At 66.1% G+C, this 23,114-nt stretch carries 20 protein-coding genes; 6 read left to right on the plus strand and 14 right to left on the minus strand.

Going from position 1 to position 23,114, the window contains the following annotated elements:
• Nucleotides 1-87: 87 nt before the first annotated feature.
• The 5 genes from C8J43_RS12415 to dusB all read right to left on the minus strand — a co-directional run bounded on the left by C8J43_RS12415 (nt 88) and on the right by dusB (nt 7,258).
• Nucleotides 88-1,464 (minus strand): sigma-54 dependent transcriptional regulator, encoded by a 1,377-nt coding sequence (locus C8J43_RS12415; protein WP_056048911.1) that lies wholly within the window; start codon nt 1,462-1,464, stop codon nt 88-90.
• A 4-nt stretch (nt 1,465-1,468) separates the two neighbouring features.
• Nucleotides 1,469-3,715: an ATP-binding protein gene (locus C8J43_RS12420; protein WP_082444119.1), complete on the minus strand. Its 2,247-nt coding sequence runs from the start codon at nt 3,713-3,715 to the stop codon at nt 1,469-1,471.
• A 72-nt stretch (nt 3,716-3,787) separates the two neighbouring features.
• A complete protein-coding gene (ntrC, locus tag C8J43_RS12425; protein ID WP_133031161.1) occupies nt 3,788-5,212 on the minus strand; it encodes a nitrogen regulation protein NR(I) in 1,425 nt (474 codons plus the stop codon).
• Nucleotides 5,209-6,273 (minus strand): ATP-binding protein, encoded by a 1,065-nt coding sequence (locus C8J43_RS12430; RefSeq protein WP_133031162.1) that lies wholly within the window; start codon nt 6,271-6,273, stop codon nt 5,209-5,211. Before C8J43_RS12430 ends, ntrC begins: the two co-directional genes overlap by 4 nt.
• A complete protein-coding gene (dusB, locus tag C8J43_RS12435; RefSeq protein WP_121903165.1) occupies nt 6,260-7,258 on the minus strand; it encodes a tRNA dihydrouridine synthase DusB in 999 nt (332 codons plus the stop codon). The genes C8J43_RS12430 and dusB overlap by 14 nt, the downstream gene beginning before the upstream one ends.
• Before the next feature lie 91 nt (nt 7,259-7,349).
• Between dusB and C8J43_RS12440 the strand changes: the two genes are divergently transcribed.
• Genes C8J43_RS12440 through C8J43_RS12450 form a run of 3 tightly spaced genes read left to right on the plus strand, consistent with a single transcriptional unit; the run spans nt 7,350 to nt 9,534 of the window.
• Nucleotides 7,350-8,498 (plus strand): bifunctional 2-C-methyl-D-erythritol 4-phosphate cytidylyltransferase/2-C-methyl-D-erythritol 2,4-cyclodiphosphate synthase, encoded by a 1,149-nt coding sequence (locus tag C8J43_RS12440; RefSeq protein WP_133031163.1) that lies wholly within the window; start codon nt 7,350-7,352, stop codon nt 8,496-8,498.
• Nucleotides 8,495-9,019, plus strand: coding sequence for a hypothetical protein (locus C8J43_RS12445; protein WP_121885086.1), 525 nt, complete (start codon nt 8,495-8,497; stop codon nt 9,017-9,019). Before C8J43_RS12440 ends, C8J43_RS12445 begins: the two co-directional genes overlap by 4 nt.
• Nucleotides 9,019-9,534 carry a CinA family protein gene (locus C8J43_RS12450; protein ID WP_133031164.1) on the plus strand — a complete coding sequence of 172 codons (516 nt, stop codon included), beginning with the start codon at nt 9,019-9,021 and terminating at the stop codon, nt 9,532-9,534. The genes C8J43_RS12445 and C8J43_RS12450 overlap by 1 nt, the downstream gene beginning before the upstream one ends.
• Here the strand turns inward: C8J43_RS12450 and C8J43_RS12455 are convergent.
• Both C8J43_RS12455 and lipA read right to left on the minus strand, forming a co-directional pair.
• Nucleotides 9,480-9,953 (minus strand): type II toxin-antitoxin system RatA family toxin, encoded by a 474-nt coding sequence (locus C8J43_RS12455; RefSeq protein WP_133031165.1) that lies wholly within the window; start codon nt 9,951-9,953, stop codon nt 9,480-9,482. The genes C8J43_RS12450 and C8J43_RS12455 overlap by 55 nt on opposite strands.
• A complete protein-coding gene (gene lipA / locus C8J43_RS12460; RefSeq protein ID WP_056048885.1) occupies nt 9,953-10,879 on the minus strand; it encodes a lipoyl synthase in 927 nt (308 codons plus the stop codon). Before lipA ends, C8J43_RS12455 begins: the two co-directional genes overlap by 1 nt.
• A 174-nt stretch (nt 10,880-11,053) precedes the next feature.
• Here lipA and C8J43_RS12465 point away from each other — a divergent pair, with 174 nt between their 5' ends.
• Nucleotides 11,054-11,695 (plus strand): carbonic anhydrase, encoded by a 642-nt coding sequence (locus C8J43_RS12465; RefSeq protein WP_056048883.1) that lies wholly within the window; start codon nt 11,054-11,056, stop codon nt 11,693-11,695.
• A gap of 4 nt (nt 11,696-11,699) precedes the next feature.
• Here C8J43_RS12465 and C8J43_RS12470 read toward each other — a convergent pair whose 3' ends face one another.
• The 3 genes from C8J43_RS12470 to aspS form a co-directional block, all read right to left on the minus strand.
• The gene (locus C8J43_RS12470; protein WP_133031166.1) at nt 11,700-12,476 is read right to left on the minus strand and encodes a polyphosphate kinase; all 777 of its coding nucleotides are present in this window, start codon (nt 12,474-12,476) and stop codon (nt 11,700-11,702) included.
• Nucleotides 12,473-13,873 carry an APC family permease gene (locus C8J43_RS12475; protein WP_133031167.1) on the minus strand — a complete coding sequence of 467 codons (1,401 nt, stop codon included), beginning with the start codon at nt 13,871-13,873 and terminating at the stop codon, nt 12,473-12,475. Before C8J43_RS12475 ends, C8J43_RS12470 begins: the two co-directional genes overlap by 4 nt.
• A gap of 213 nt (nt 13,874-14,086) precedes the next feature.
• The gene (aspS, locus tag C8J43_RS12480; protein ID WP_207893387.1) at nt 14,087-15,910 is read right to left on the minus strand and encodes an aspartate--tRNA ligase; all 1,824 of its coding nucleotides are present in this window, start codon (nt 15,908-15,910) and stop codon (nt 14,087-14,089) included.
• Nucleotides 15,911-16,001: 91 nt separating this feature from the next.
• Here aspS and rnd point away from each other — a divergent pair, with 91 nt between their 5' ends.
• Both rnd and C8J43_RS12490 read left to right on the plus strand, forming a co-directional pair.
• On the plus strand, nt 16,002-17,177 hold the full coding sequence (rnd, locus tag C8J43_RS12485; protein WP_056048878.1) for a ribonuclease D: 1,176 nt from the start codon (nt 16,002-16,004) through the stop codon (nt 17,175-17,177).
• Nucleotides 17,174-17,470 carry an I78 family peptidase inhibitor gene (locus C8J43_RS12490; RefSeq protein ID WP_133031168.1) on the plus strand — a complete coding sequence of 99 codons (297 nt, stop codon included), beginning with the start codon at nt 17,174-17,176 and terminating at the stop codon, nt 17,468-17,470. Before rnd ends, C8J43_RS12490 begins: the two co-directional genes overlap by 4 nt.
• Nucleotides 17,471-17,501: 31 nt before the next feature.
• Here the strand turns inward: C8J43_RS12490 and C8J43_RS12495 are convergent, their stop codons facing one another.
• The 4 genes from C8J43_RS12495 to C8J43_RS12510 are packed head-to-tail and all read right to left on the minus strand — an operon-like array spanning nt 17,502 to nt 23,095.
• Nucleotides 17,502-19,013: a Ppx/GppA family phosphatase gene (locus tag C8J43_RS12495; RefSeq protein WP_133031169.1), complete on the minus strand. Its 1,512-nt coding sequence runs from the start codon at nt 19,011-19,013 to the stop codon at nt 17,502-17,504.
• Nucleotides 19,010-21,175: an RNA degradosome polyphosphate kinase gene (locus C8J43_RS12500; protein WP_133031170.1), complete on the minus strand. Its 2,166-nt coding sequence runs from the start codon at nt 21,173-21,175 to the stop codon at nt 19,010-19,012. Before C8J43_RS12500 ends, C8J43_RS12495 begins: the two co-directional genes overlap by 4 nt.
• A gap of 16 nt (nt 21,176-21,191) precedes the next feature.
• Nucleotides 21,192-21,836: a DnaA/Hda family protein gene (locus tag C8J43_RS12505; protein ID WP_056050416.1), complete on the minus strand. Its 645-nt coding sequence runs from the start codon at nt 21,834-21,836 to the stop codon at nt 21,192-21,194.
• Between the two features lie 11 nt (nt 21,837-21,847).
• Nucleotides 21,848-23,095, minus strand: a complete 1,248-nt coding sequence (locus C8J43_RS12510) for a heavy-metal-associated domain-containing protein (protein ID WP_133031171.1) — start codon at nt 23,093-23,095, stop codon at nt 21,848-21,850.
• Nucleotides 23,096-23,114 lie beyond the last annotated feature (19 nt).

Genomic DNA, 23,114 nt, shown 5'->3' on the forward strand with positions numbered 1-23,114 from the left:
GTCGGAGATGCACCCGGTTACCGGGCGCCTTGTGTGATCTATGATCGATGCGGCCATAGTTCCAGAGGGCGGCGAAATTACGGCGCTCTATTCGTCGCGTGTTTCGGTGATCCCGAGCAGTTTCAGTTTCCGGTGCAAGGCCGATCGCTCCATGCCAATGAAGCTGGCCGTGCGCGAGATGTTGCCCGAAAACCGCCGGATCTGGACGCGCAGATATTCGCGTTCGAACGTCTCGCGCGCTTCGCGCAGCGGCGATCCCATGATCGCGGTCGATCCCGCCGACCCGATATCCCCCTGATCGCCGAGCACTTCCGCAGGCAGCAGGTCGAGATCGATCCGGCCGATCCGATCGCCCGGCGCGAGAATGATCGTGCGCTCGACGACGTTGCGAAGCTGGCGGACGTTGCCGGGCCAGTCGTACGACTGCAACGCGACCATCGCGTCCGGCGCTATTTCCGGCGTCGGGACACGGCGCTCCGACGCATAATGCGCGATGAAATGCTGGACGAGTGCGGGGATGTCCTCGCGGCGATCGGACAGCGGCGGGATCGTAACGGGCACGACGTTCAGCCGGTAATAGAGGTCTTCGCGGAAACGTCCCTCCGCGATCTCGAACACGAGGTCGCGCGCTGTGGCCGATACGACGCGGACGTCGACTTTCACTACCCTCGTGCCGCCGACCCGCGTGAAAGCCTGATCGGTGAGCGCTCGCAGGATACGCGCCTGGGTCGCAATCGGCATGTCGGCGATTTCGTCGAGGAACAGCGTCCCGCCATGCGCCTGTTCGAACAGACCGGGGCGAACCAGATCGCCCGCCTCCTCGACGCCGAACAGTTCCTCGTCCATCCGCTCGGGCGTCATCCGCGCCGCGCTGACGATGATGAACGGCGCGTCGGTACGCAGACTCCAGCCGTGTAGCAGCCGCGCCGCGACTTCCTTGCCGACGCCGGCCGCCCCCATGATCAGGACGCGGCTACCGGTCGACGCCACCCGCTTCAACGTCGCCCGGACGCCGTTGATCGAGCCCGAATTGCCGGTCAGATCGGTCTCGCGGCCGACCGTCGCACGCAACGACGCGACCTCGCGGCGGAGGCGTTCGGTCTCGGTCGCGCGCGCGACCATGATGAGCAGGCGTTCGGCCTCGAACGGCTTTTCTATGAAGTCGGAGGCGCCACGGCGGATGGCGGCGACAGCGGTGTCTAGATTGCCGTGGCCGGAGATCACCAGAACCGGGATCGACGGGTCGCGGCGCTTGATCTCGTCGAGCAGTTCGAGCCCGTCGAGCCGCGAGCCCTGCAGCCAGACGTCGAGCAGCACGAGCGACGGCCGGCGCGCGGCGATCGCCTCCAGCGCGGAATCGCTGTCGCCAGCGTCGCGCGTCTCATAGCCTTCGTCCTCGAGGACGCCTGCCACGAGTTCGCGAATGTCACGTTCGTCGTCCACGACGAGAATATCGAGCGCCATCAAATCATATCCGGTTGCGGGTCATCGTGGCGAGCTGGCCCTCCCCTGCCAACTCGGGTGCCGATGCCCCTTGGTCGAGCGCGTCCAGCGCCTTGGCGTCGAAGGTCATGGTGACGATTGTACCGCCACCGGGCCGATCGGAAAAGCCGATCGTACCACAATGCTCCTCAATGATCTTCTTGACGATGGCAAGCCCGAGCCCCGTGCCCCGCGCCCGCGTCGTCACATACGGCTCCATGATCCGGTCGCGATCCGGCGGCAGGCCGATGCCCGTATCCGCCACCGCGATGCTGACGCTACGGCCCGGATCCTGGCTGAGCGTCATGGTCACAGAGCCACCGGGTTCGCCACGCGCTTCAACGGCTTCCACCGCGTTCTTGACGATGTTGGTGAGCGCCTGACCGATCTGACGGCGGTCGCAGACCAGCGCCAGACCCGGGTCGTCGTTGACCAGGTGGAAGCCGATCGCGGGGTGCGCCACCTCATGCAGAAACAGAGCCTGCCGCGCGGCATCGACCAGCGATTCCTCGCGGAACACGGGCTTCGGCATACGGGCGAACGAGGAGAACTCGTCGACCATCCGGCGGAGATCGCCAACCTGGCGGATGATCGTGTCGGTCAGCCGCGAGAACGTCCCGTCCTGCATCTCGGCCTTGGCACCGTAGCGCCGCTGAAGGCGCTCGGCGGCAAGCTGGATTGGCGTCAGCGGGTTCTTGATCTCGTGCGCGATCCGTCGCGCGACGTCGGACCATGCTGCGCGACGCTGGTCTAGCAGCTGCTGCGTGATATCGTCGAACGTCAGGATCGGGCCGGTGGTCGGTCGCGCGATCCGCACGGCAAGCGTCCGCATATCGCCCGCCGGCCCGACTTCGACGATCGCCTCGCGGTCGCCGCTGTCGAGCATCGCATCGAGTTCGGGTGCGACATCGACCAGTCGGCGACCGACCAGGCTATCCGTACCGACGACCGTCGCCAGCAACCCCGTGGCAGAATCGTTCGCGATCGTGATCGTCCGGTCGCGGCTCGTCGCGACGACGCCCGCGGAGACGCCCGCCATCACCGCCTCGATCAACGCGCGGCGATTCTCCAGCTGACCGTTTGCGGTGACGAGTTCGGTATTCTGTTCTTCCAGCCGCCCCGTCATCTGGTTGAACGCGTTGGCCAGCGTGCCGACCTCGTCGCGACTGCGCGGGTCCGGCACGCGCGCGGTCAAATCGCCCTCAGCGACCCGGCGCGCTGCATCGACCAACTCGCCGACCGGTCGCACCAGGCGATCCGCCACTGCCAGCGCGATCCAGACCGCGACGCCGACGATCAGCAGCGAAATCAGCAGCAGCGCCGCGTTGAACCGCAATTGTAAGCTGCGAGCCCGTGCGAGCAACGATCGATAACTCGTCAGGACCTCGTTCGCACGCGTGGTCTGCTCGGACAGAGATTTGGTATCCTCGACGCGGCCCGCATAGAGGAACAGCTCGTCCGACCCGGGCAGCATCGTGATCGTCTGGATCCGATCACCGGTCACCGCGACGACCGCGCTCTTGCCCGACCGCAACTCGGCGATCGCCGACGGCGTGACCCGACGGGTGAAATCGATCTCGTACGGATTGACGATCGCCAGCGTCTGGATTCCGCGCTGCGGCGACAGCTTGAACAACGCGGCTTCCGAGAGACTCCGATAATAGACCTGCTGGAGGAACCAGCCGGAGAAGTCGGGGCTTTGGAGCGAGCGCTCGCGGAGATAGGCGGACATGTCGCTCGCCATCGTCACGGTCGCTTCCTGCCACCGGTTGAGCTGGCGGGCGTAGGACGACTGGGCGAGGCCGGTCGCGTTCTCGAGCATCCCGCGTGCCTGATCGGAATACCAGAACTGCACGCCGTACTGGAACAGCAGCGACGCGAAGATCGTGACGAGCAGCATCGGCACCGCGGCGACGATCGAGAACAGCGCGACGAGCCGGACATGGAGACGCCCGCCGCCGCCGACAGGCGACCGCGCGGCGCGGCGCATCGCGACACGGCGCCCGAGCAACATCAGGAGCGCGATACCGGGCACGAGATTCGCGACCAGCAGCAACGCGACAAGCGGTGGCGCGAGGAGACGCTGCGGCGCGTCCGTCCCGGTGATCGTGAAGTAGCTCGCGACGCCGATCGCGACCGCCACGGCCACGACCAGCCCCTCGATCGCGGGCGTCACGGCAAACCGGGTCGGAAGCCCGTCTTCATCCATAGGTAGCGCCGCGGAAGCGATCATCGATGCCCCGATACAACGTCAACCGTTGCCTTTAAACCACATAATGACTGGAAGATTGCCGTTTCGGTGCAATCAGGCGACTGATTCACCGCCGAGATCGATCCCCAGCGTGTCGAGCCGCTTGCGGAGCGTGTTGCGATTGATCCCCAGCGCGCGGGCCGCGCGAAGCTGATTCTGGCCGTGGCGCGCGAGCATCACCTCGATCAGCGGCCGTTCGACTTCGCCGATCACGCGGTCGTACAGGGTGCCATCGTCAAGCGCAGCGGGATCCTGGCGTGCGATCCGCTCGATCATGGCGCGGACCGCCTGCGCGATGTCGATATCGGGCGCCTCGCTCGCATCGACCTGCGTGCCGAGCATCGTCCGGATCGCCTCGGCGTCGATCACTTCGTCGCGCGCAAGGACCGCAAGACGGCGCATAAGGTTCTCGAGCTCGCGCACATTGCCGGGCCAGGCATGCGCGCCGAGCGCGGTGATCGCGTCGGTGGCGAGTTGACGACGCGGCAATCCCTGGATCGCGGCATGATCGAGGAAGTGGCGCGCGAGCAAGGCGATGTCCTGCCTGCGTTCGCGCAACGCAGGTAGCGCGATCGGCACGACGTTGAGGCGGTAGAACAGGTCCTCGCGGAACTGGCCGGTCGCGACCTGCGCGGACAGGTCGCGATTGGTGGCGGCGACGATGCGGACGTCGACGCGGATCGTCCGGGCGCCGCCGACGCTGGTGAACTCGCCCGACTGGAGCACGCGGAGCAGGCGGGTCTGTGCCTCCATCGGCATGTCGCCGATCTCGTCGAGGAACAGCGTGCCACCCGACGCCTGCTCGAACCGACCGGCATTGCGCGTCGCAGCGCCGGTGAAGGCGCCGCGTTCGTGCCCGAACAGCTCGGCCTCGATCAGTTCGCGCGGGATCGCCGCCATGTTGATCGCGACGAACGGGGCTGCACTGCGCGGGCCCAGATCGTGGATCGCGCGCGCGACGAGTTCCTTGCCGGTGCCCGATTCGCCTGAGATCAGCACGGTCAGGTCATTCGAAACGACGCGCGCGATGATCCGGTACACGTCCTGCATCGCCGCGGAGCGACCGATCAACGGGAGCGCGCGGTCCTCGTCGTGGAGTGCGTCCTCCGACACCATGCCGCCGCGTGCGAGTGCGCCCGTCACGGCGCTCGTGAGGACGTCGAGATCGAACGGCTTGGGGAGGTATTCGTACGCGCCGACCTCGGCCGCGCGGACCGCGGTGGTCAGCGTGTTCTGTGCCGAGAGGACGATGATCGGCAGCAGCGGAAAGCGCGCGGCGACGCTGCGGACGTGATCGATGCCGTCGCCGTCTGGGAGGATGACGTCGGTGATGAGGACGTCGGGCAGAGACACGGCGAGCGCGCGTTCGAGTTGTGCCAGGCTGTCGGCGACGGTGACGTCGTGGCCTGCGCGACGGAGGGCCTGCGCGACGACGGTGCGGATCGCGGCGTCGTCATCGACGACCAGGACGGTGCTCATGATGCCGCTCTGGGGAGCAACAGGCGGAGGACGGTCATTTCCGGCGTACCTTCCCGGGCGTATTGGACGATGCCGCCCATGTCTCGGGTGAGCTTGTCGACGAGCGCGAGACCAAGCCCCTGCCCTTCGCGACGACCCGACACGAACGGATCGAACAGGTGATCGGCGATGTCGGCGGGCGCGCCCGGGCCATTGTCGAAGATGCAGATCTCGATCGGCAGCGGCACGCGTGGCTTGCCCGGCGCGGCGCTGACTGTGATGCCGTGGCGGTAGGCAGTGGTCATCACCAGCCGCGGTTCGCGTTCGTTTCGAACGGCTTCGCGCGCGTTCTTCAGCAGGTTTATGACGATCTGGAGGAGGGCGTCGCGGTTGATCTGTGCGGGTGGAAGCGAGGGATCAAAGCGTTCCTCGATCGTGATTCCTCGCGCAAACCCGGCGAGCGCAAGCCGGCGTGCGTGACCCAGCAGCGGATAGATGTTCTCGCTGGCGAGCGGCAGCGGCCGCGTGTCGCTGAAGTCCTGCATGCGGTCGATCAGCGCGGCGATGCGGTCGACCTCGGTCACGATCAGCGTCGTTAACTCGCCTGCACCGAGCAATTGCGCGGCGCCGCGGATGCCGGACAGCGGGTTCTTTATCTCGTGTGCGAGCATCGCGGCCGCACCAACCGCCGCCCTTGCTCCGGCCGCGCGGTCGACCGAATGCCCCAGTCGCCGAGACGTTGCCGACGCATGGAGCGTGATCGCCCGCCAGCCGGGATAGTCCGCAATCTGTGTTTCGGCGAAATCGACGCGGATCTTCACGCCGCGCGCGGTCGAGATCTCGGTGTCGTAGACCGCCAGACCGTGCCCGTCGCGGTTACGCGGATCGTCGGGTGGCGGGATGATCGCATCGAGCGGTTGGCCGATCATCAACCGCTCGGAGAGGTTCAGCAATTGCTCCGCGAGTGCATTGGCATGCGCGACGCGGTGGTCTGGATCGACGACGACGACCGCGACCGGGAGTGCCGCGAACAGCTCCGCAAAGCCTGGCCGCCCCCGGGATTGCGTATCAGGCCGCTGCAAGTTCGCGCCAGGGAGCGTAGAACTCGGCCAGCATCGCCTTGACCTGCTTGGGATCGGGAACCTGGTTGACCTTGTTGCGGAACTCGGCCGAACCGGGGAGGCCCTTGGTGTACCAGCCGATATGTTTCCGCGCCATGTTGACGCCGGTCTCGATCCCGTAATGTTCGAGCATCGCCTCGTAATGCCCTGCGATCGCGTCATATTGCTCGGTGATCGACGGATCTTCGATGCGACGGCCGGTGGCGAACCACTCCATCACCTGGCCGAGTACCCAGGGGCGGCCATAGGAACCGCGACCGATCATCAGGCCATCCGCGCCGGACTGGTCCATGGCGGCTTCGGCGTCCTCGATGGTGCAGATGTCGCCGTTGACGATCACCGGAACCGTGACCGCGTCCTTGACCTTGCGGACGAAGCCCCAGTCGGCGCTGCCCTTATACATCTGGTTGCGCGTGCGGCCGTGGACGGTAATCAGCTTGATGCCGAGGTCTTCCGCGATGCGCGCGAGATCGGGCGCGTTGAGGCTGTCGTGGCACCAGCCCATTCGCATCTTCAGCGTGACCGGCACGTCGACGGCTTTCACCGTCGCCTCGATGATAGCGCTGGCGAGCTTGGTATCGCGCATCAGTGCCGAGCCTGCGTCGCCATTGACGACTTTGCGCACCGGGCAGCCCATGTTGATGTCGATGATCGCCGCGCCGCGATCCTGGCTGAGCTTGGCGGCCTCACCCATCTCGTAGGGGGTGCAGCCGATCAACTGCATCGACACCGGCTCCTCGAGCCGGTCCCATGCCGCCTTCTGCAACGACTGGCGCGTCTCGCGGATCGCGGCTTGGCTCGCCACCATCTCGGTGACGTTGAGGCCCGAGCCATAGCGTCGCACCAAGGTGCGGAACGGCATGTCGGTGACGCCGGTCATCGGCGCGAGCACGACGGGGCTTTCGATCCGGACGGGACCGATCTGGATAGGGGCAAGGTTACGCATGGATGTGCCTGAAAAAGAGGCATCCCCCTACGCCGTCTGATGGTTTTTCGCAAGACTGGCGAGCGTTGGGGCGAACCGCTAGGGCGCGAGGATGACACAGGCACAGCGTATCGTCGCGATCATCGTCGCTGCCGGAACCGGCGTGCGCGCGGGGGGATCGGTTCCCAAGCAGTTCGCGCTGATCGCCGGTCGGCCGATGATCGGCTATTCCTATGGGGCGTTCGCGACGCATCCGGCGATCGCCGAGACGATCGTCGTCGTCGCCGAGGGCCAGCAGGCCTCCGTGATCGCCGCATTGGGGGACGCGGCGATCGTGGTTGGCGGTGCGACGCGGCGTGAGTCGGTTACCAACGGCCTAGCGGCGGTCGGCGACGCGACGCACGTCTTGATTCACGATGCTGCCCGCCCCTTTCTGTCACACACGGTCATCGATTCGCTTGTCGCTGCCTTGAAGACCCGGGACGCCGCCATTCCGGTCCTCCCGGTGACCGATACGCTCGCGCGCGGCAGCGTCCTGCTCGGTGACATCGTGCCCCGCGCCGACCTCAACCGGGTGCAGACTCCCCAGGCGTTTGCGGTGGAGGCACTCCGTGCCGCGCACGCGGTCTGGCCTGCCGACGAAGAGGCGACCGACGACGCGCAGATGGTGCGACGGCTTGGCGTCGGCGTCGCGTTGGTGCAGGGCTCGGCGATGCTCGAGAAAGTCACCCACCCAGAAGATTTCGCGGCCGCCGAAGCGCGTGTCGCCTACGAAACCCGCACCGCGATGGGGTTCGACGTCCACCGCCTCGAAACCGGCGAGGAGCTGTGGCTCGGCGGCGTGCTGATCCCCCACGACAAGGGGCTGTCGGGGCATAGCGACGCGGACGTGGCGCTCCACGCGCTGACCGACGCGCTGCTGGGCACGATCGCGGCGGGCGATATCGGTACGCATTTCCCGCCGAGCGATCCCCAGTGGAAGGGCGCCGACTCCGCGCAGTTCCTCCAGCATGCCGCCAAGCTCATCGCCGACAAGCGCGGCCGGATCGATTTCGTCGACCTGACGATCATGTGCGAGGCGCCGAAGATCGGCCCGCATCGCGCGGCGATGACCGCGCGGATCGCCGACCTGCTCGGGCTCACGCTCGACCGGGTCAGCGTCAAGGCGACCACGACCGAACGGCTCGGCTTCACCGGCCGCGGTGAAGGTATCGCCGCGCAGGCCGTTGCGACCATTAGCCTGCCCGGATCGCCGCTTTGAAGATCGCTGCCGCGTTTGCCGCGATCGCGCTCCTTGCCAGCCCGGCGGTGGCGCAACAGCGATGCATCACCGGGCCCGAGGCCGAATCGCTGACGCTCGTCGCTATGCCCGACATCCTGCGCGAAACCGGGCGTGTCTGCGCGGCGCAGCTTCCTGCCGCCAGTCTCATCCGGTCGCAGTCGAGTGCGCTGATCGATCGCTATCAGGTCGAGTCCGACCGGGCCTGGCCGGCGGCGCGCGCGGCGATCGTCAAGCTCAGCGATCCCGCCGTGGACGCGTTGCTCGATTCGGAGTTTGCACGCCCGCTGCTGACGACGCTGCTGGTACCGCAGATCGTCGGGCGGATCGCAACGCGCGATTGCGGGACGATCGACCGGATGGTGACGCTGCTCCAGCCCTTGCCACCGCGCAACACCGCGGGCATCGTCGTCGAGACGTTGCGGTACCTCAAATCCCAGAAGTCGCGCAGCGGTGATATCGCCGCGGTGGCGATGCTGCTCTGCCCGGTGGAGACTCGCTGATGGATACGATCCTTCCCGTCGAACTGGTCGACGCCGCGCGCAAGGTGGTCGAGCAGAACCGCTCGATCGGCCGCCGGGTGGCAGTCGCCGAAAGCTGCACCGGCGGCCTCGTCGCGGCTGCCCTGACCGAGATCCCCGGATCGTCCGACGTGTTCGAGGTCGGTTTCGTAACCTATTCGAACGCCGCCAAGCTCGGCGTCCTGAAGATCAGTTCGGACGTGCTCGAAACGTTCGGCGCGGTTTCGATCGCGGTCGCGTGGAGCATGGCGCAGGCCGCGCTTAAGCAGTCGGGCGCCGACATCGCCGTTGCGATCACTGGCGTAGCAGGGCCAGGTGGCGGTTCTCTGAAGAAGCCGGTTGGAACCGTGGTGTTCGGTCGCGCCGAGAAGGGTCGCGACCCGTCAGACGTCCATGCCGATCGCAAGGACTTCGGCGATCTCGGTCGTGGCGGGATTCGGCTTCAGGCCGCGTTGTGCGCGCTCGAACTCTTGTTGCCGGACGCTTCGGCCCCGTAAAGCTCGGCGGCGCGCGTCTCGAACGCGCCGATCATTTTCCGCAGTGCGGCACCGAAAACTTGCCCCGCGATCATCTCGAACATCCGGTTCTTGAACGCGAAGTCAACGGTGAAGTCGACCGCGCAACCCTGCGGCTCTGGCCGAAAATGCCATTCGTTGCGGAGGTACTTGAGCGGGCCATCGACGTAATCGACGTTGAGTTCGCTCGGCCGGACTTTCTGCACGCGCGACGTGAACGTCTCGCGCAGGCCCTTGAAGCCGACGATCATGTCGGCCAGCGTCTCCGTCTCGCTGTTCGAGCGCACGCGCATCGCGCTGACCCACGGCAGGAACTCGGCATAGCGACCGACATCGGCGACCAGGTCGAACATCTGTTCCGGCGTGTAGGGCAGATGGCGCGTTTCCGAATGCTTCGGCATCAGATGCGCGCAACGCCCAGCTTGGCATCGCGGTTCGCACGCAACCGTTCGAAATCATCGCCGGCGTGATAGCTCGACCGCGTCAGCGGCGACGATGCGACCAGCAGGAAGCCCTTCGCGCGGGCGATCGAGGCATAGGCGTCGAACGCCTTGGGCGGCACGAACTCGGCAACCTTGGCGTGGCGCGGCGTAGGCTGGAGATACTGGCCCATCGTCAGGAAATCGATGTCGGCGCAGCGCATGTCGTCCATAACCTGATGGATCTCCAGACGCTCCTCGCCGAGACCAAGCATCACGCCAGACTTGGTGAAGATCGACGGGTCGTGGCGCTTGACGCTCTCCAGCAGCCGCAGCGACGCGTAATAGCGCGCACCCGGGCGGATCGTGGGATACAGCCGCGGCACCGTCTCGAGATTATGGTTATAGACGTCGGGACGCGCCTCGACGATCGACTCAATCGCGGCCTGCGCCTTGTTGCGGAAGTCCGGGGTCAGGATCTCGATCGTCGTCGTCGGGTTCGACGCGCGGATCGCCTGGATCACCTTCACGAATTGCGACGCGCCACCGTCCGGAAGATCGTCACGATCGACCGAGGTGATGACGATGTGGTTGAGGCCCATCTGCGCGGCCGCATCGGCAACGTTCTGCGGCTCCATCCGATCGACCGCACGCGGCATGCCGGTCTTGACGTTGCAGAACGCGCACGCCCGCGTGCAGGTATCGCCGAGGATCATGACCGTCGCATGCTTCTTCGACCAGCATTCGCCGATGTTCGGGCACGCCGCCTCTTCGCACACCGTCGTGAGGCTTTTGGAGCGCATCAGCTCTCGCGTCTTTGCGAAGCCAGCGGAGGTCGGCGCCTTGACGCGGATCCAGTCGGGCTTGCGCGCACGGACCGGCGCAGCCATCGGGGTCATGTCGTTCATGCACGCCAGATAGCCCCGCCCTGCCGTCGAGACAATGGCGGCGGACGCCGTCAGCGGGTTGGAACCATCGGACGAACCGGATAAAATCATGGAACCAGTTTCAACATGACAAGTTTTTCATGTTGCATCGCAAACTGATATGGAAGGCTAACCGTGCCAACTCACTTTCCGGAAATGATCGAAGGCTATCACCGCTTCAAGGACGGCCCCTGGGAAGCGCAGCGCGAGCGCTGGAAGGAACTGCAGGAAGGCCAGAGCCCGAAGGTGATGATCATCGCGTGTTCCGACAGCCGCGTCGAACCCGCGCAGATCTTCGACACGCTCCCCGGCGAGGTGTTCGTCGTCCGCAACGTCGCCAATCTGGTCCCGCCCTACGAGACCGGTGGCGGCCATCACGGCGTGTCGGCGGCCATCGAGTTCGCCGTTACGCAGCTGAAGGTCGAAGAGATCGTCGTAATGGGCCATGAGAAGTGCGGCGGCTGCAAGGCCGCGCTGACGCAGGCCTTTGCCGACGCGGACCATGGCGCTGGCGGCTTCGTGTCTGACTGGGTGAGCTTGCTCGACGGCGCGCGCGAGAAGGTCATCGCCAAGTATGGCGACAGCGACCAGGCGGGCCGTGAGATGGAACTCGAGTCCGTTCGAACCTCAATCGCCAATCTGCGCACCTTCCCGTTCGTCAGAAGGGCCGAGGCCGCCGGCACGCTGGCGCTCCGCGGTGCCTATTTCGGCATCGACAAGGGCCAGATGCTGCTGCTCAACGCGGACGACGAGTTCATCCAGGCCGATGCACCAGAGGCCAAATCCGCGAAAGCCTGACGCGTCAGCGAAGGCCTAACGCCTTCTCCGCCACGCGCTTGACCTTCGGGTCGAGCGGTGGCGGCACCATCGAAACCCCCGCTTCGAGGCGGTCCGCGATCAGCGTCAGCGCGGCGATTCGGGCCGCCTTCTTGTCGTTGCCGTCGATCACCGTCCAGGGCGCGGTCGCGGTATCAGTGCGCGCGAACATCTCGGCCATCGCCTCCAGATACTCCTCGCGGCGCGACCGGTTGTGGAAATCGTCGAGCCCGGTCTTCCAGTGCTTCCAAGGATCGTCGAGCCGTGCCTTCAGCCGACGGTCCTGCTCCTTTTGCGTAGTATGGATGAACAGCTTGATGAGGGTGGTGCCGCTCTCGACCTGTTGCGCCTCGAACGCGTTGATCTCGTCATAGCCGTGGCGCCATTCGGTCTCGCTGGCGAACCCCTCAACACGCTCGACCAGCACGCGGCCGTACCAGCTGCGATCGAACACCGCGATGTTGCCGTTGGCGGGCAGACGGTTCCAGAAGCGCCAGAGGAAATGGTGCGCCTTCTCGTCCGCGGTTGGCGCCGAGATCGGCCAGACCTTGTAGTTGCGCGGGTCCCATTCAGCGGAGAGACGCTGGATGATACCGCCCTTCCCCGCGGCGTCCCAACCCTCGAACATCACGATCGCGCTCTTGCCCGCGACGATGTGCGCGACCTGGATATGTTCGAGACGCTTTTGCAGCGCGGCGAGGTCGTGCTTGTACTTGCCGTCGTATTCGTCACCGTCTTCGTAGTCGGCCAGGTGTATCGTCATGTATCGCGCTCCGTCGCAAGGGTCGGGATCTGAACGTTCCAGGCGCCGCGACGACGCAGGACGAACCAATAATAGGCGATCGACAGCAGGATCTGCGCGGCCGTCATGAGCAGACCGGGGCGGCCCTCCTCGAGATCGAGCCAGCTCGTCCAGCAGACATAGCCGAGCGCGAGTAGCGTTACGACCGGAGCGAGTGGGTAGAGCGGCATCTGGTAGGGAGCGTGGGCAGTCTTGCCGGTACGCCTGCCGACCATCGCCGCGACGCAGATCCCTGAGTAGATCGCGACGAGGCCGGTGCCGCTGAGCACGAGCAGCAACTGGAGCGGGAGGAAACACGCGACGATGCCGAACCCGCCGACCAGCAACGTGCCCACCCAGGGCGAGCCGAATTTCGCGTGAACCTGTGTCATCCACCGGTCGAGCGGACGGCCCCAGCTTCCGTCGCGCGCGGTGCCGTAGAAGAAGCGCGCGCAGGCGAGGATGCAGGCGATCACCGCGTTGACGATCGCGACGACGACGCCGATCGAGATCCAGTTCGCCGTCGTGGTGCCGCTACGGAGGGTGACGAGAAGGCCGAACGGGTCGTCGGCGGTGAGCGTGGCGTGAAGGTCCGGTGCGCCGACCAGGACCGCGACGATCGGGATGCCTTCGAACAGCAGCGTCAGCGCGAGCGACGCCATGATCGCGCGCGCGATCAGCCGGGGCGCGTCGAGCATCTCTTCGCCGAAGTACACCGCAGCGCCATAGCCGTTGAGTGCGAAGATCGCGATCGAGGTGGCGAGGCCGATCGACGCGGCTGACGCGGGGACGAGGGAGGCGCCTTGCGGCATGACAGGGTGGAGCAACAGGTCGCCGATCGGGTGGACGGTATCGGCGAACCCGAGCCAGACGACCGCCCCGATCGCCAGGATCTCGACCAGCAGGAAGAGCCCCGTGAGCCAGGCGTTGACGCGGATCTGGAGGATTGCGACGAGCGTCGACCCTCCGACCACGGCGATCGCGACGGGAATCTGCGGCAGGCCGGGGACGAGCGTGCCGAGCACCGCACTGACGCCCAGCCCTGCTACCGGCGGGAAGAGCAGGTTGTTGAAGACGTTGACGCCGAGCATGACGAAGCCCGCCATCGGCCCGAGCGTATGCGCGACCGCGATATACTCGCCGCCCGCGACCGGCCAGGCGGAGGAGAGTTCGGCATAGACGAATGCGGTCGCGACGCAGACGAGCCCGGCGATCAGGGTTGCCCACACCGCGCCGGTGCCGGCGACCTGGAGCATGCCGGGGACGATGACAAACACCGACGATGCCGGGGTTGCGACGGAGAGGGTGAGGAACAGGACGCCCGTGACGCCGAGGCTGCGGACGAGGCTTGGCGCCGGTGTCATCTGATCGTCGCGCATGCCAACCCCTTATCGTGCAGAGGTATTTGCATGGTTGAGGGGGTTGAGGAAGCGTGGGACGTCTTTCCCTCGCCCCTTCGGGGAGAGGAGGGGCCCGCCCGCGCTTGCGGGTGGGAGGGTGAGGGGCAGTTGGGATCCGCCAACCTCCCCTCACCCTCCCGTCGCCAAGCGGCTCCTCCTTCCCTCTCCCCGGAGGGGCGAGGGACAGGTAGATTACCCCGCGTTCGGCGCGACCACCTTCGTCGCATCCTTCGGACCATCCACGGTCAACCGGATGTTGAGTTCCTTCAGCTGCTTGGCGCTAACCGGGCTCGGCGCGCCCATCATCAGGTCCTCGGCCTTCTGGTTCATCGGGAACAGCACGACTTCGCGGATGTTCGGTTCGCCGGCGAGCAGCATGACCATCCGGTCGATCCCCGGTGCCGAGCCGCCATGCGGCGGTGCGCCGACCTTGAACGCATTGATCATGCCCGCGAAGTTCGTGTCGACGTCGGCCTGCGTATAGCCGGCGATCTCGAACGCCTTGTACATGATCTCCGGACGGTGGTTCCGGATCGCGCCCGACGACAGTTCGACCCCGTTGCAGACGATGTCGTACTGATAAGCGAGGATATCGAGCGGATCCTTGGTCTCCAGCGCATCCATCTCGCCCTGCGGCATCGAGAACGGGTTGTGGCTGAAATCGACCTTCTTCGCGTCCTCGTCATATTCGAACATCGGAAAGTCGACGATCCAGCAGAACTCGAACCGGTTCTCGTCGATCAGGCCGAGGTCGGCGCCGATCCGCGCACGCGCGGCGCCGGCGAGCTTCGACGCGGGCAGTTCCTTTCCGGCAGCGAAGAAGATGCCATCGTTCGGACCGAGACCCATCTCCGCGATCAGCTTCCGCGTCGCTTCCTCGCCATGGTTCTTGGCGATCGGACCACCGAGTTCGCCGTTCTTCTGGGTGATGTAGCCGAGCCCGGCATGACCCTCGGCGCGTGCCCAATCGTTCATGTCGGTGAAGAACTTGCGGCTCTTGTCGGCAGTGTTCGGCGCGGGGATCGCGCGGACCACGTCACCGCCGGCGACGATCCCGGCGAACAGGCCGAAGCCCGAATCGACGAAGTGATGGCCGACGTCGTGGATCAGGATCGGGTTGCGCAGGTCGGGCTTGTCGCTGCCGTACTTCAGCATCGATTCGCGGTAGGGGATGCGCTTGAAGGGGAGCGCAGAGACCTGGCGCCCCTTACCTTGCCAGTCGGCGAACTCCTCGAACACACCGTGCAGGACGGGCTCGATTGCCGCGAACACGTCGTCCTGCGTGACGAAGCTCATCTCGAAATCGAGCTGGTAGAATTCGCCCGGCGAACGATCGGCGCGTGCATCCTCGTCGCGGAAGCACGGCGCGATCTGGAAATAGCGGTCGAAGCCGGCGACCATCAGCAGCTGCTTGAACATCTGCGGCGCCTGCGGGAGCGCGTAGAACTTGCCCGGATGGACGCGGCTCGGCACCAGATAATCGCGAGCGCCCTCGGGCGACGATGCGGTCAGGATCGGCGTCTGGAATTCGGTGAACCCTTGCGAATTCATCCGGTTGCGCAGCGACGTGATCACCTGGCTGCGGAGCATGATGTTCGCGTGCAGCCGCTCGCGACGCAGATCGAGATAGCGATAGCGGAGACGGATATCCTCGGGATACTCGGCCTCGCCCGCGACCGGCATCGGCAGCTCGCTGGCCATCGACTGGACGGTCGCGGCGGTCGCGCGGATCTCGATCCCGCCGGTCGGCAAGTTCGGGTTGACGGCTTCCGGCGCACGTGCGGTCACCTTGCCGGTGATCGTGACGACGCTTTCGCTCTTCAATCCCTCGATGACCTTGAAGACCGGGCCGCTGACGTCTGTGACGATCTGCGTGATGCCGTAGTGATCGCGCAGATCGATGAAGACGAGGTCGCCGTGATCGCGCTTCTTGTGGACCCAGCCGGAGACGCGAACCTCTTCCCCGACCTGTTCGGGGCGGAGGGCGGCGCAGTTGTGGGTGCGATAGGCGTGCATGATGGGTCTTCTCGGACGATAAACAGGTGGTCCGCGCTTCCCTTCCCTTCCGGGCTTTGTCAACCCGAACGAGGCTCGCTATGGACGAGCGATGCATATCCACCCGCTTATCTCCGACAGCGCCACGCTCGCCAATTTGTGCGCGCGCATGGCCGACGCCGACTATGTGTGCGTCGACACCGAATTCATGCGCGAGAGCACCTATTACCCGGAACTCTGCCTGATCCAGATCGCCGACGACAAGGAAGCCGCGGCGATCGACCCGATGGCGCCGGGGATCGACCTCAAGCCGCTGCTCGACCTGCTCGTCGAGAATCACGACGTGCTGAAGGTCGTTCACGCCGGCGGGCAGGACATCGAGATCGTCTATAACCTCACCGGCAAGACGCCCTTCCCGCTGTTCGACACGCAGGTCGCGGCGATGGCGCTCGGACAGGGCGAGCAGATCGGCTATTCGAACCTGGTCGACAGCTGGCTCGGGATCGCGGTCGACAAGGGGGCGCGGTTCACCGACTGGGCGCGCAGGCCGCTCGACGCGCGGCAGATCGAATATGCGATCGGCGACGTCACGCATCTGTCGAAGATCTTTCCGAAAATGCTGGAGCGGTTGCGTAAGACCGGGCGCGGCGTGTGGCTCGATCAGGAGATGGAGCGGCTTGGCGATACCGCCAATTACGCGAACGATCCCGATCTGGCGTGGAAGCGCGTGCGGATCTCCGGGCGCAAGCCTGACGTGCTGGGTCGCTTAAAGGCGCTGGCGCGGTGGCGCGAGCTGGAGGCGCAGGCGAAGGATCTGCCGCGCGGGAGGATCGTCAAGGATGAAACGCTCGGCGACATGGCGGGACACCCACCGAAGAAGCAGGCCGACCTTGCGCGGGTGCGTGGGTTGTCGGCGACCTGGGCTGGGAATGACATCGGTGGCCGTTTGATGGCGGCGATCGAGGGCGCGCAGCCGCTTGGCGACGACGAACTGCCGCCACGCGACGATCGCAAGCCGGGGCTTGGCAAGGAGGGTTCGCTGGTGGCGGATCTGCTCAAGCTGCTGCTGAAGATCCGGTCGCGAGACATTGATGTCGCATCGAAACTTCTCGCGCGCACCGATGAACTCGAAGCGCTGGCAGCGGGTGTGCGGACCGGGCTGCCGATGCTCGAAGGCTGGCGGTTCGATCAGTTCGGGCGTGATGCGCTGGACCTAGTCGAGGGGCGGCTGGCGTTTGCGGTCATCGGCGGGAAGCTGAAGATGACGCGTACGGAGGATGCCGCATGAGGATCGTTCTGGTCGCAGCCTTGTTGGCCTCGGCAGCGTGTACGCCGGTCGAGATGCGTGGCGAGACGCCTACCGCTCCGCCGGTCGCCGCCGCCTGCAATGCCGACTCTCTGGGCGATCTGGTCGGCAAGCGCGCAAGCGATGCTCGGGCCGACGTGATGCAGACCCGATCGGGCGCACGCACGCTCCGCTGGATCGCACCGAACACGGCCGTGACGATGGATTTCCGCGCTGATCGGCTGAACGTCTATGTCGATGCGAAGGGTCGGATCGAACGCTTCACCTGCGCCTGATCACTTAGTTCCTCCCCTGCAAGGGGCGGAGCTAAGCAATAGCGAGTAAGGGTTTGCGGCCTAACGCGGTCGCCAGAGCGGTATGGCGCCGTTCTACCGCCTCGCCGTAGAGACCGCGATCGTCTGGACGCAGCGTCAGCGTGAGCGATACGCCGTCGTCGGCGAGACGCGAGCGCTTCAATGGCCCGGCTAGGCCCCCGCTCATCCTCTGGCCTAGCCGCATCGCCATGCCCCAGAGCGTAGCACTCTTCAGCGCGGCCGGGGTCGCCAGCCGCCCTACGGGGTCTGCCGCCGCCAGATCGCCGCCGAGGCTCGTGTAGAGCGCCTGCGCCAGCATCCCGCGGCCCGGCGCGTCGATCGCGACCCAGTTGCCGTGCAGCGCAACCTCGACGCCGCGTTCGGCACGGAACTCAGGGTTGGCGCGCCAGCCTACGTCGGCAAGGAGGCATGCCGTGTGGCGGATACGGGCCATTGCGGGCGGCTCGGTGGTGAACAGCGGTGCGATCCAGCGGTCGAGGAGATCGCCGTGCTCGGGGAAGCGGCCGAGCAGGCGACCCTCTTCGCGGGCGGCGACGATCAGCGGATCGAGCGTTCGGTCTGCGGGCTTTAGGTCTTCGTAGAGAAGGCCTTCGCGCAGGCCATAGGCGGATACGATCGTCGTCCGGCTGCCAAGCTGGCGCATCAGCACGCCGAGCAACGCCGCGGCGTCGGCAAGCGTTGCCGTACGGCCAGAGGACAGCCCCGGAATCGCCTTCAAGCGCGGCTTGGAAAGCTGCGGGATCGTCCGACTGAGGCGGGTGATCGTCGCCGCGGTCATCGAATATTGGTGGATGATCGGCAGCGGATAGTCCGACAGCTCCATGTCGAGCCGTGCCAGTGCGCGCCATGATCCGCCGACCAGATAGAGTGGAAGCCCCTGCCCCTTCGCAGTCCAACCGGCTTCGCGCACGAGGCGTGCCACGTAGCGGGCTAGCACCTTGCCGCGCTTGGCCCGGATCGGGCCGATGCGGAGAACTCCGAGCGGGAACGAGACGCGGTCCTCGATTTTGCCGCGGCGGACGCGGACGAGTTCGAGGCTGCCGCCGCCGAGATCGCCGACGATGCCGTCTGCTTCGGGGATCGCGGATAGGACACCATAGCCTGCCGCGCTGGCTTCCTGCTCGCCCGACAGCGTTTCGACGGTCAGACCAAGTTGTTCAGCAGCGGCAATGAGTTCGCCGCCGTTCTTCGCATCGCGTACTGCCGCTGTGGCGACCGTACGCAGCGTTGAGCATTCCATTTCCTTCGCCACCGCCGCGAACCGCGCCAGCGCGACGCGTGCGGTCTTCAGCGCGGACTTTTCGATCGCGCCGGTAGCGGCGAGCCCTCGCCCAAGCCCGGCCAACACCTTCTCATTGAACCGGATCGCGGGGAGCCGTGGCGGCCCCTGGTAGACCACCAGACGGATCGAGTTCGAGCCGATGTCGATGATCCCGGTGCGCGGGTGATCGTCGGTCTCGGCCTTGGGTGGGGAATTGCCGAACAGGATGTTGGTAACGCTCATCGTTTTCGGCGGAGCGATAGCGTCGGCACGGCATTGCTGGTCGCGAGCGAGGCGCCGCGGCCGGAGAGCGAAGGATTCGTCATGAAATACCGATGCAGGTTGAACGGGCGGTCGCCGGGATCGACGCGGCTATATTCGCCGTCGGGGCCTAGCTCCCAACTCTGCTCGTTGTCGATCAGGTTCGCGACCATGACCTGATCGAGGATCTGGTCGTGGACGGTCGGGTTGAGGATCGGCAGCATATATTCGACGCGCCGGTCGAAGTTGCGTGGCATCCAGTCGGCGGACGAGATGAACAGCTTCGCGCCATCGTTCGGCAGCGCCTTGCCGTTGCCGAACGCCCAGATCCGGCTGTGCTCGAGGAACCGGCCGATCACAGACTTGACGCGGATCGTCTCGGATAAACCAGGCACGCCGGGGCGCAGGCAGCAGATGCCACGGATGATGAGGTCGATCTCGACGCCTGCCCCGCTCGCTTCGTAGAGCTTCTCGATCACCGCGGGGTCGACCAGCGAGTTCATCTTCGCCCATACCCCGGCGGGCTTGCCGGCGCGCGCGTTAGCGATCTCGACGTCGATCAGGTTCATCAGGTTCTGGCGCAAGTCACGCGGCGACAGGCTGACGCGCGCCATGTCGGTCGGTTCGACATAGCCGGTAATGTAGTTGAACATTTGCGCTGCATCGCGCCCGACCGCGGCGTCGGCGGTGAAGAAGCTGAGGTCGGTGTAGATCTTGGCGGTGACCGGGTGATAATTGCCCGTGCCGAAATGGCAGTAGGTGCGGAACGCCTGGCCTTCGCGGCGGACGACCAGCGACACCTTCGCGTGCGTCTTCCAGTCGATGAAGCCGTAGACGACCTGCACGCCCGCGCGCTCCAGCGCGGAGGCCCAGACCATGTTCTGCTCTTCGTCGAACCGCGCCTTCAGCTCTACGACCGCCGTGACCGACTTGCCGGCCTCGGCGGCGGTGATGAGCGCGTTGATGACCGCGGGCTGCTTGCCGGCGCGGTAGAGCGTCTGCTTGATCGCGACGACGTCGGGGTCGTTCGCCGCCTGTTTCAGGAAGGCGAGCACCACCTCGAACGTCTCGTACGGGTGGTGGACGACGATGTCCTTGGCCTTGATCGCCGCGAAGCAATCGCCGCCGAATTCGCGGATCCGCTCCGGGAAGCGCGGCGTGAAGGGCGGGAACTTCAGGTCGGGACGATCCTCGTCGACCAGCCCGTCGAGGTCGACGATGCCGAGCAGATTGCCGCTCTCGGTAATGATCGCGTCGGCGCCGCCGAGTTCGTCCTTGAGCACGGCCGCCAGCACGTCCGGGATGCCGGTTTCGAGTTCCAGACGGATCACCCGACCGCGGCGGCGGCGCTTGATCGCGTTGGCGAAGTAGCGGACGAGGTCCTCGGCTTCTTCCTCGATCTCCATGTCGCTGTCGCGCAGGACGCGGAAGCTGGCGGCGGCGAGGACCTCGTAGCCGGGGAACAGGACGGGCGCGAACCGCTTCAGGATCGATTCGATCGAGATGTAGCGCGCCGGGTCGCCGGGGAGGCGGACGAAGCGTGTCATCGTATGCGGGAGCATGACCAGTTCGCGCACCGGCTCGTTGTCCGAACGGCGAACGAGATCGAAGATCACCGACAGCCCGCGGTTCGGGATGAACGGGAACGGGTGTGCGGGGTCAAGCGCCTGCGGGGTCAGGATCGGGAATATCTGATCACGAAAATGCGTTTCGAGCCACTCGTCGGCTTCGCCCTCGACCGCCTCACGCCGGAGGACGAACAGCCCGGCCTCGTCGAGCAGCACGCGCAGGTCGCCCCACACTGCCTGCTGGCTGGCCATCAACTCGTCGGCCTCGCGGACGATCGCGGTCAGCTGCTGGCCGGCAGTTAAGCCGTCGGCGGATCGCCGATCGACGTCCTGCGTCTGCTGTCCCTTCAGACCGGCAACGCGGACCATGAAGAACTCGTCGAGGTTGGAGCCCGATATCGACAGGAAGCGGAGTCGCTCGAGCAGCGGATGCGCGGGGTTGCACGCCTCCTCCAGCACACGACGGTTGAACGCCAGCCAGGACAGCTCGCGGTTGAAAAACCGGTCGTTCGGCTCTGCGCCGATGGGATCGTCGTCGTCTTCCGATTGGCGGACGATATGGGCTGGACGGTTCATCGGGCCTCTTGGGGGCTTATGGTGGCGTGAAGAGCGGGAGGTCGAGAGCGAGTTGCGGCCGGAGGATCAGTCCGGCCTCGGTGAGTGTGGTTCGTGCAAGAGGAATGGACAAGCGCTTGCGACGTTCCATCGCCTCCTGATCGAGCGCATCGACGGTTCGCGTTACGGTAATATGACTGCGCTCGATTCTGGTCGCGAGCCAATCGATCAGATCGGGCCGGGCATCGAGGCTGCGGCGCTCGAACAGATGCGCCAGCAGCAGCCGCATGAGCTCGTCGTCGGGCGCGCCGATCGCCGCGATCGGGCTGGCCGCGAGGCGCGAGCGGAGATCGGGGAGCTTCACCTTCCATTCGGGCGGCGCGGCGTCGGCGACGATCAGCAGCGGCCTGTGCTCCTCTTGCGCGCGGTTCCAGGCGTGGAACAGCTGCGCCTCGGGCACGCGCTCGGCATCGTCGATGATCGTGCCGCCGCTCTTCGCCGCGAAGATGCGGGCGAGCAGGCTGCGGCCCGATTTGCGCGGGCCCGTGAGGATGGCAGTCATGACGGGCCAGGTGGCGGTATGCTCGAGCGTGTGGACCGCGCGCGAGTTGGAGGGGGTAACCAGGAAGGCGTCGTCGCGAGGGTCCGCCGGCCACCCGAGTGGCAGCGCAATTTGAGTCATCTTGGTCGCGCTCACCCTGTCGTCGCATTGTCCGCGGGCAAGTCCGGCGGAAGAAGTTGGGCGACCCGGCGGATGCGGATCGTCTGGCCGGAGCCGAATACCTGGTAGCCTCGGGCTTCGAGCGCGGTCTTCAGCGCCGCGGGGTCGCCGTCGTACGCGACGCGCATCAGTGAGACGCCGCCGAGTGCAAGGCTGGTCGTTGCCGCCGAGCGGACGCCGGGGATCGCGCGGAGTGCTGCTTCCGTAGACGAGACGGCGGTCGCTGCGGGCGTGTCGAACTGGACGATGACCGAGATGCCCTCGCCGCCGGTCAGCGCCGCGGTATTGGCGTCGGCGGTTTCGTCGGTCGGCAGGTCGTCTATCGTCGCGGCTTCGGGCGGCGGTGGGGGCGAGAGGCTGTAGTCGACGCGGAGCGAACCGTTGCGGCGGGCCTGCTGGTACAGGTCGTCGATCCGCTTCACGCCGGTGTCGAGCAATTGCGCGATGCCGTCGGGCGTCCCGACTCGCAGCGTGAAGCTGCCGATCAGGTCGTTGTCGGGGCCATGGCGCGCTTCGAACACGCCGATCACCGGGCCGCCGGGCCACTGGCGATAGAGCTTCACGACGGGGGTGAGCACATCGCTCGCGCCATATTGGTCGAGGATCGTCCGCCACCAGCCGCGGCCGGGGCGCTGCGTCTGGCCGACGTTGAGCAGGAGCGCGTCGGGGCCGGAGCCGGACGGGCGGACATAGTCGATGCTGCTGTTGCCGGTGCGATAGCGCGCCCAGGCCTGCTGCCACTGCGTGCTCTGCTCGAACGCCTGGCCGACGCCGCCCGAATATTGGACGGGGATGACGAGCATCGGTTGCGAGCGATCGGCGTAGGTCGAGATGCCGAGGATCGATCCGGCGCGGCCGCGATCGAACAGCACGCCGAGCTTGGCGATGTAACGCTGCGGGCCAATCTGTTCGTTCTCGACGACGATTCCCGAGACCAGCGAATCGAGCGTGCCATCGGAAACAAGACTGCCTCCACCGCCAAGTCGGTTCGACAATTGCACCCAGGCTTTGCGCTGTGCGAGCCGCCAGCCGCCATAGCGCGCGGCGTCGGCAGTCTTGCCGGCGACGTCGACCGTGACGCCGCTCACCTCGTATGCGCTGCCGCTGTCGACCGGGGCTGCGCCTCGGCTGCCGCCTTCGATCTGCGCGAGCACTGTGCCGCCGCTCAATAGCAGGGCAGCGCCAGCGAGGGCGGCAGGAAGGGCTTTGATACGCGTCACGCGGGCCTTTTGGCGAAGC

Source organism: Sphingomonas sp. PP-CE-1G-424 (assembly GCF_004341085.1).
In the GTDB taxonomy this organism is placed as follows: Bacteria; Pseudomonadota; Alphaproteobacteria; order Sphingomonadales; family Sphingomonadaceae; genus Sphingomonas.

Coding starts and splice junctions, on each gene's coding strand:
- ntrC (WP_133031161.1), bottom strand. CDS start 5,212: ATGAGCACCGTCCTGGTCGTCGATGACGACGCCGCGATCCGCACCGTC.
- lipA (WP_056048885.1), bottom strand. CDS start 10,879: ATGAACGACATGACCCCGATGGCTGCGCCGGTCCGTGCGCGCAAGCCC.
- rnd (WP_056048878.1), top strand. CDS start 16,002: ATGCATATCCACCCGCTTATCTCCGACAGCGCCACGCTCGCCAATTTG.
- C8J43_RS12490 (WP_133031168.1), top strand. CDS start 17,174: ATGAGGATCGTTCTGGTCGCAGCCTTGTTGGCCTCGGCAGCGTGTACG.
- C8J43_RS12420 (WP_082444119.1), bottom strand. CDS start 3,715: ATGATCGCTTCCGCGGCGCTACCTATGGATGAAGACGGGCTTCCGACC.
- C8J43_RS12440 (WP_133031163.1), top strand. CDS start 7,350: ATGACACAGGCACAGCGTATCGTCGCGATCATCGTCGCTGCCGGAACC.
- C8J43_RS12455 (WP_133031165.1), bottom strand. CDS start 9,953: ATGCCGAAGCATTCGGAAACGCGCCATCTGCCCTACACGCCGGAACAG.
- C8J43_RS12505 (WP_056050416.1), bottom strand. CDS start 21,836: ATGACTCAAATTGCGCTGCCACTCGGGTGGCCGGCGGACCCTCGCGAC.
- C8J43_RS12475 (WP_133031167.1), bottom strand. CDS start 13,873: ATGCGCGACGATCAGATGACACCGGCGCCAAGCCTCGTCCGCAGCCTC.
- C8J43_RS12500 (WP_133031170.1), bottom strand. CDS start 21,175: ATGAACCGTCCAGCCCATATCGTCCGCCAATCGGAAGACGACGACGAT.
- C8J43_RS12495 (WP_133031169.1), bottom strand. CDS start 19,013: ATGAGCGTTACCAACATCCTGTTCGGCAATTCCCCACCCAAGGCCGAG.
- dusB (WP_121903165.1), bottom strand. CDS start 7,258: ATGCGTAACCTTGCCCCTATCCAGATCGGTCCCGTCCGGATCGAAAGC.
- C8J43_RS12465 (WP_056048883.1), top strand. CDS start 11,054: ATGATCGAAGGCTATCACCGCTTCAAGGACGGCCCCTGGGAAGCGCAG.
- aspS (WP_207893387.1), bottom strand. CDS start 15,910: ATGCACGCCTATCGCACCCACAACTGCGCCGCCCTCCGCCCCGAACAG.
- C8J43_RS12415 (WP_056048911.1), bottom strand. CDS start 1,464: ATGGCGCTCGATATTCTCGTCGTGGACGACGAACGTGACATTCGCGAA.
- C8J43_RS12450 (WP_133031164.1), top strand. CDS start 9,019: ATGGATACGATCCTTCCCGTCGAACTGGTCGACGCCGCGCGCAAGGTG.
- C8J43_RS12470 (WP_133031166.1), bottom strand. CDS start 12,476: ATGACGATACACCTGGCCGACTACGAAGACGGTGACGAATACGACGGC.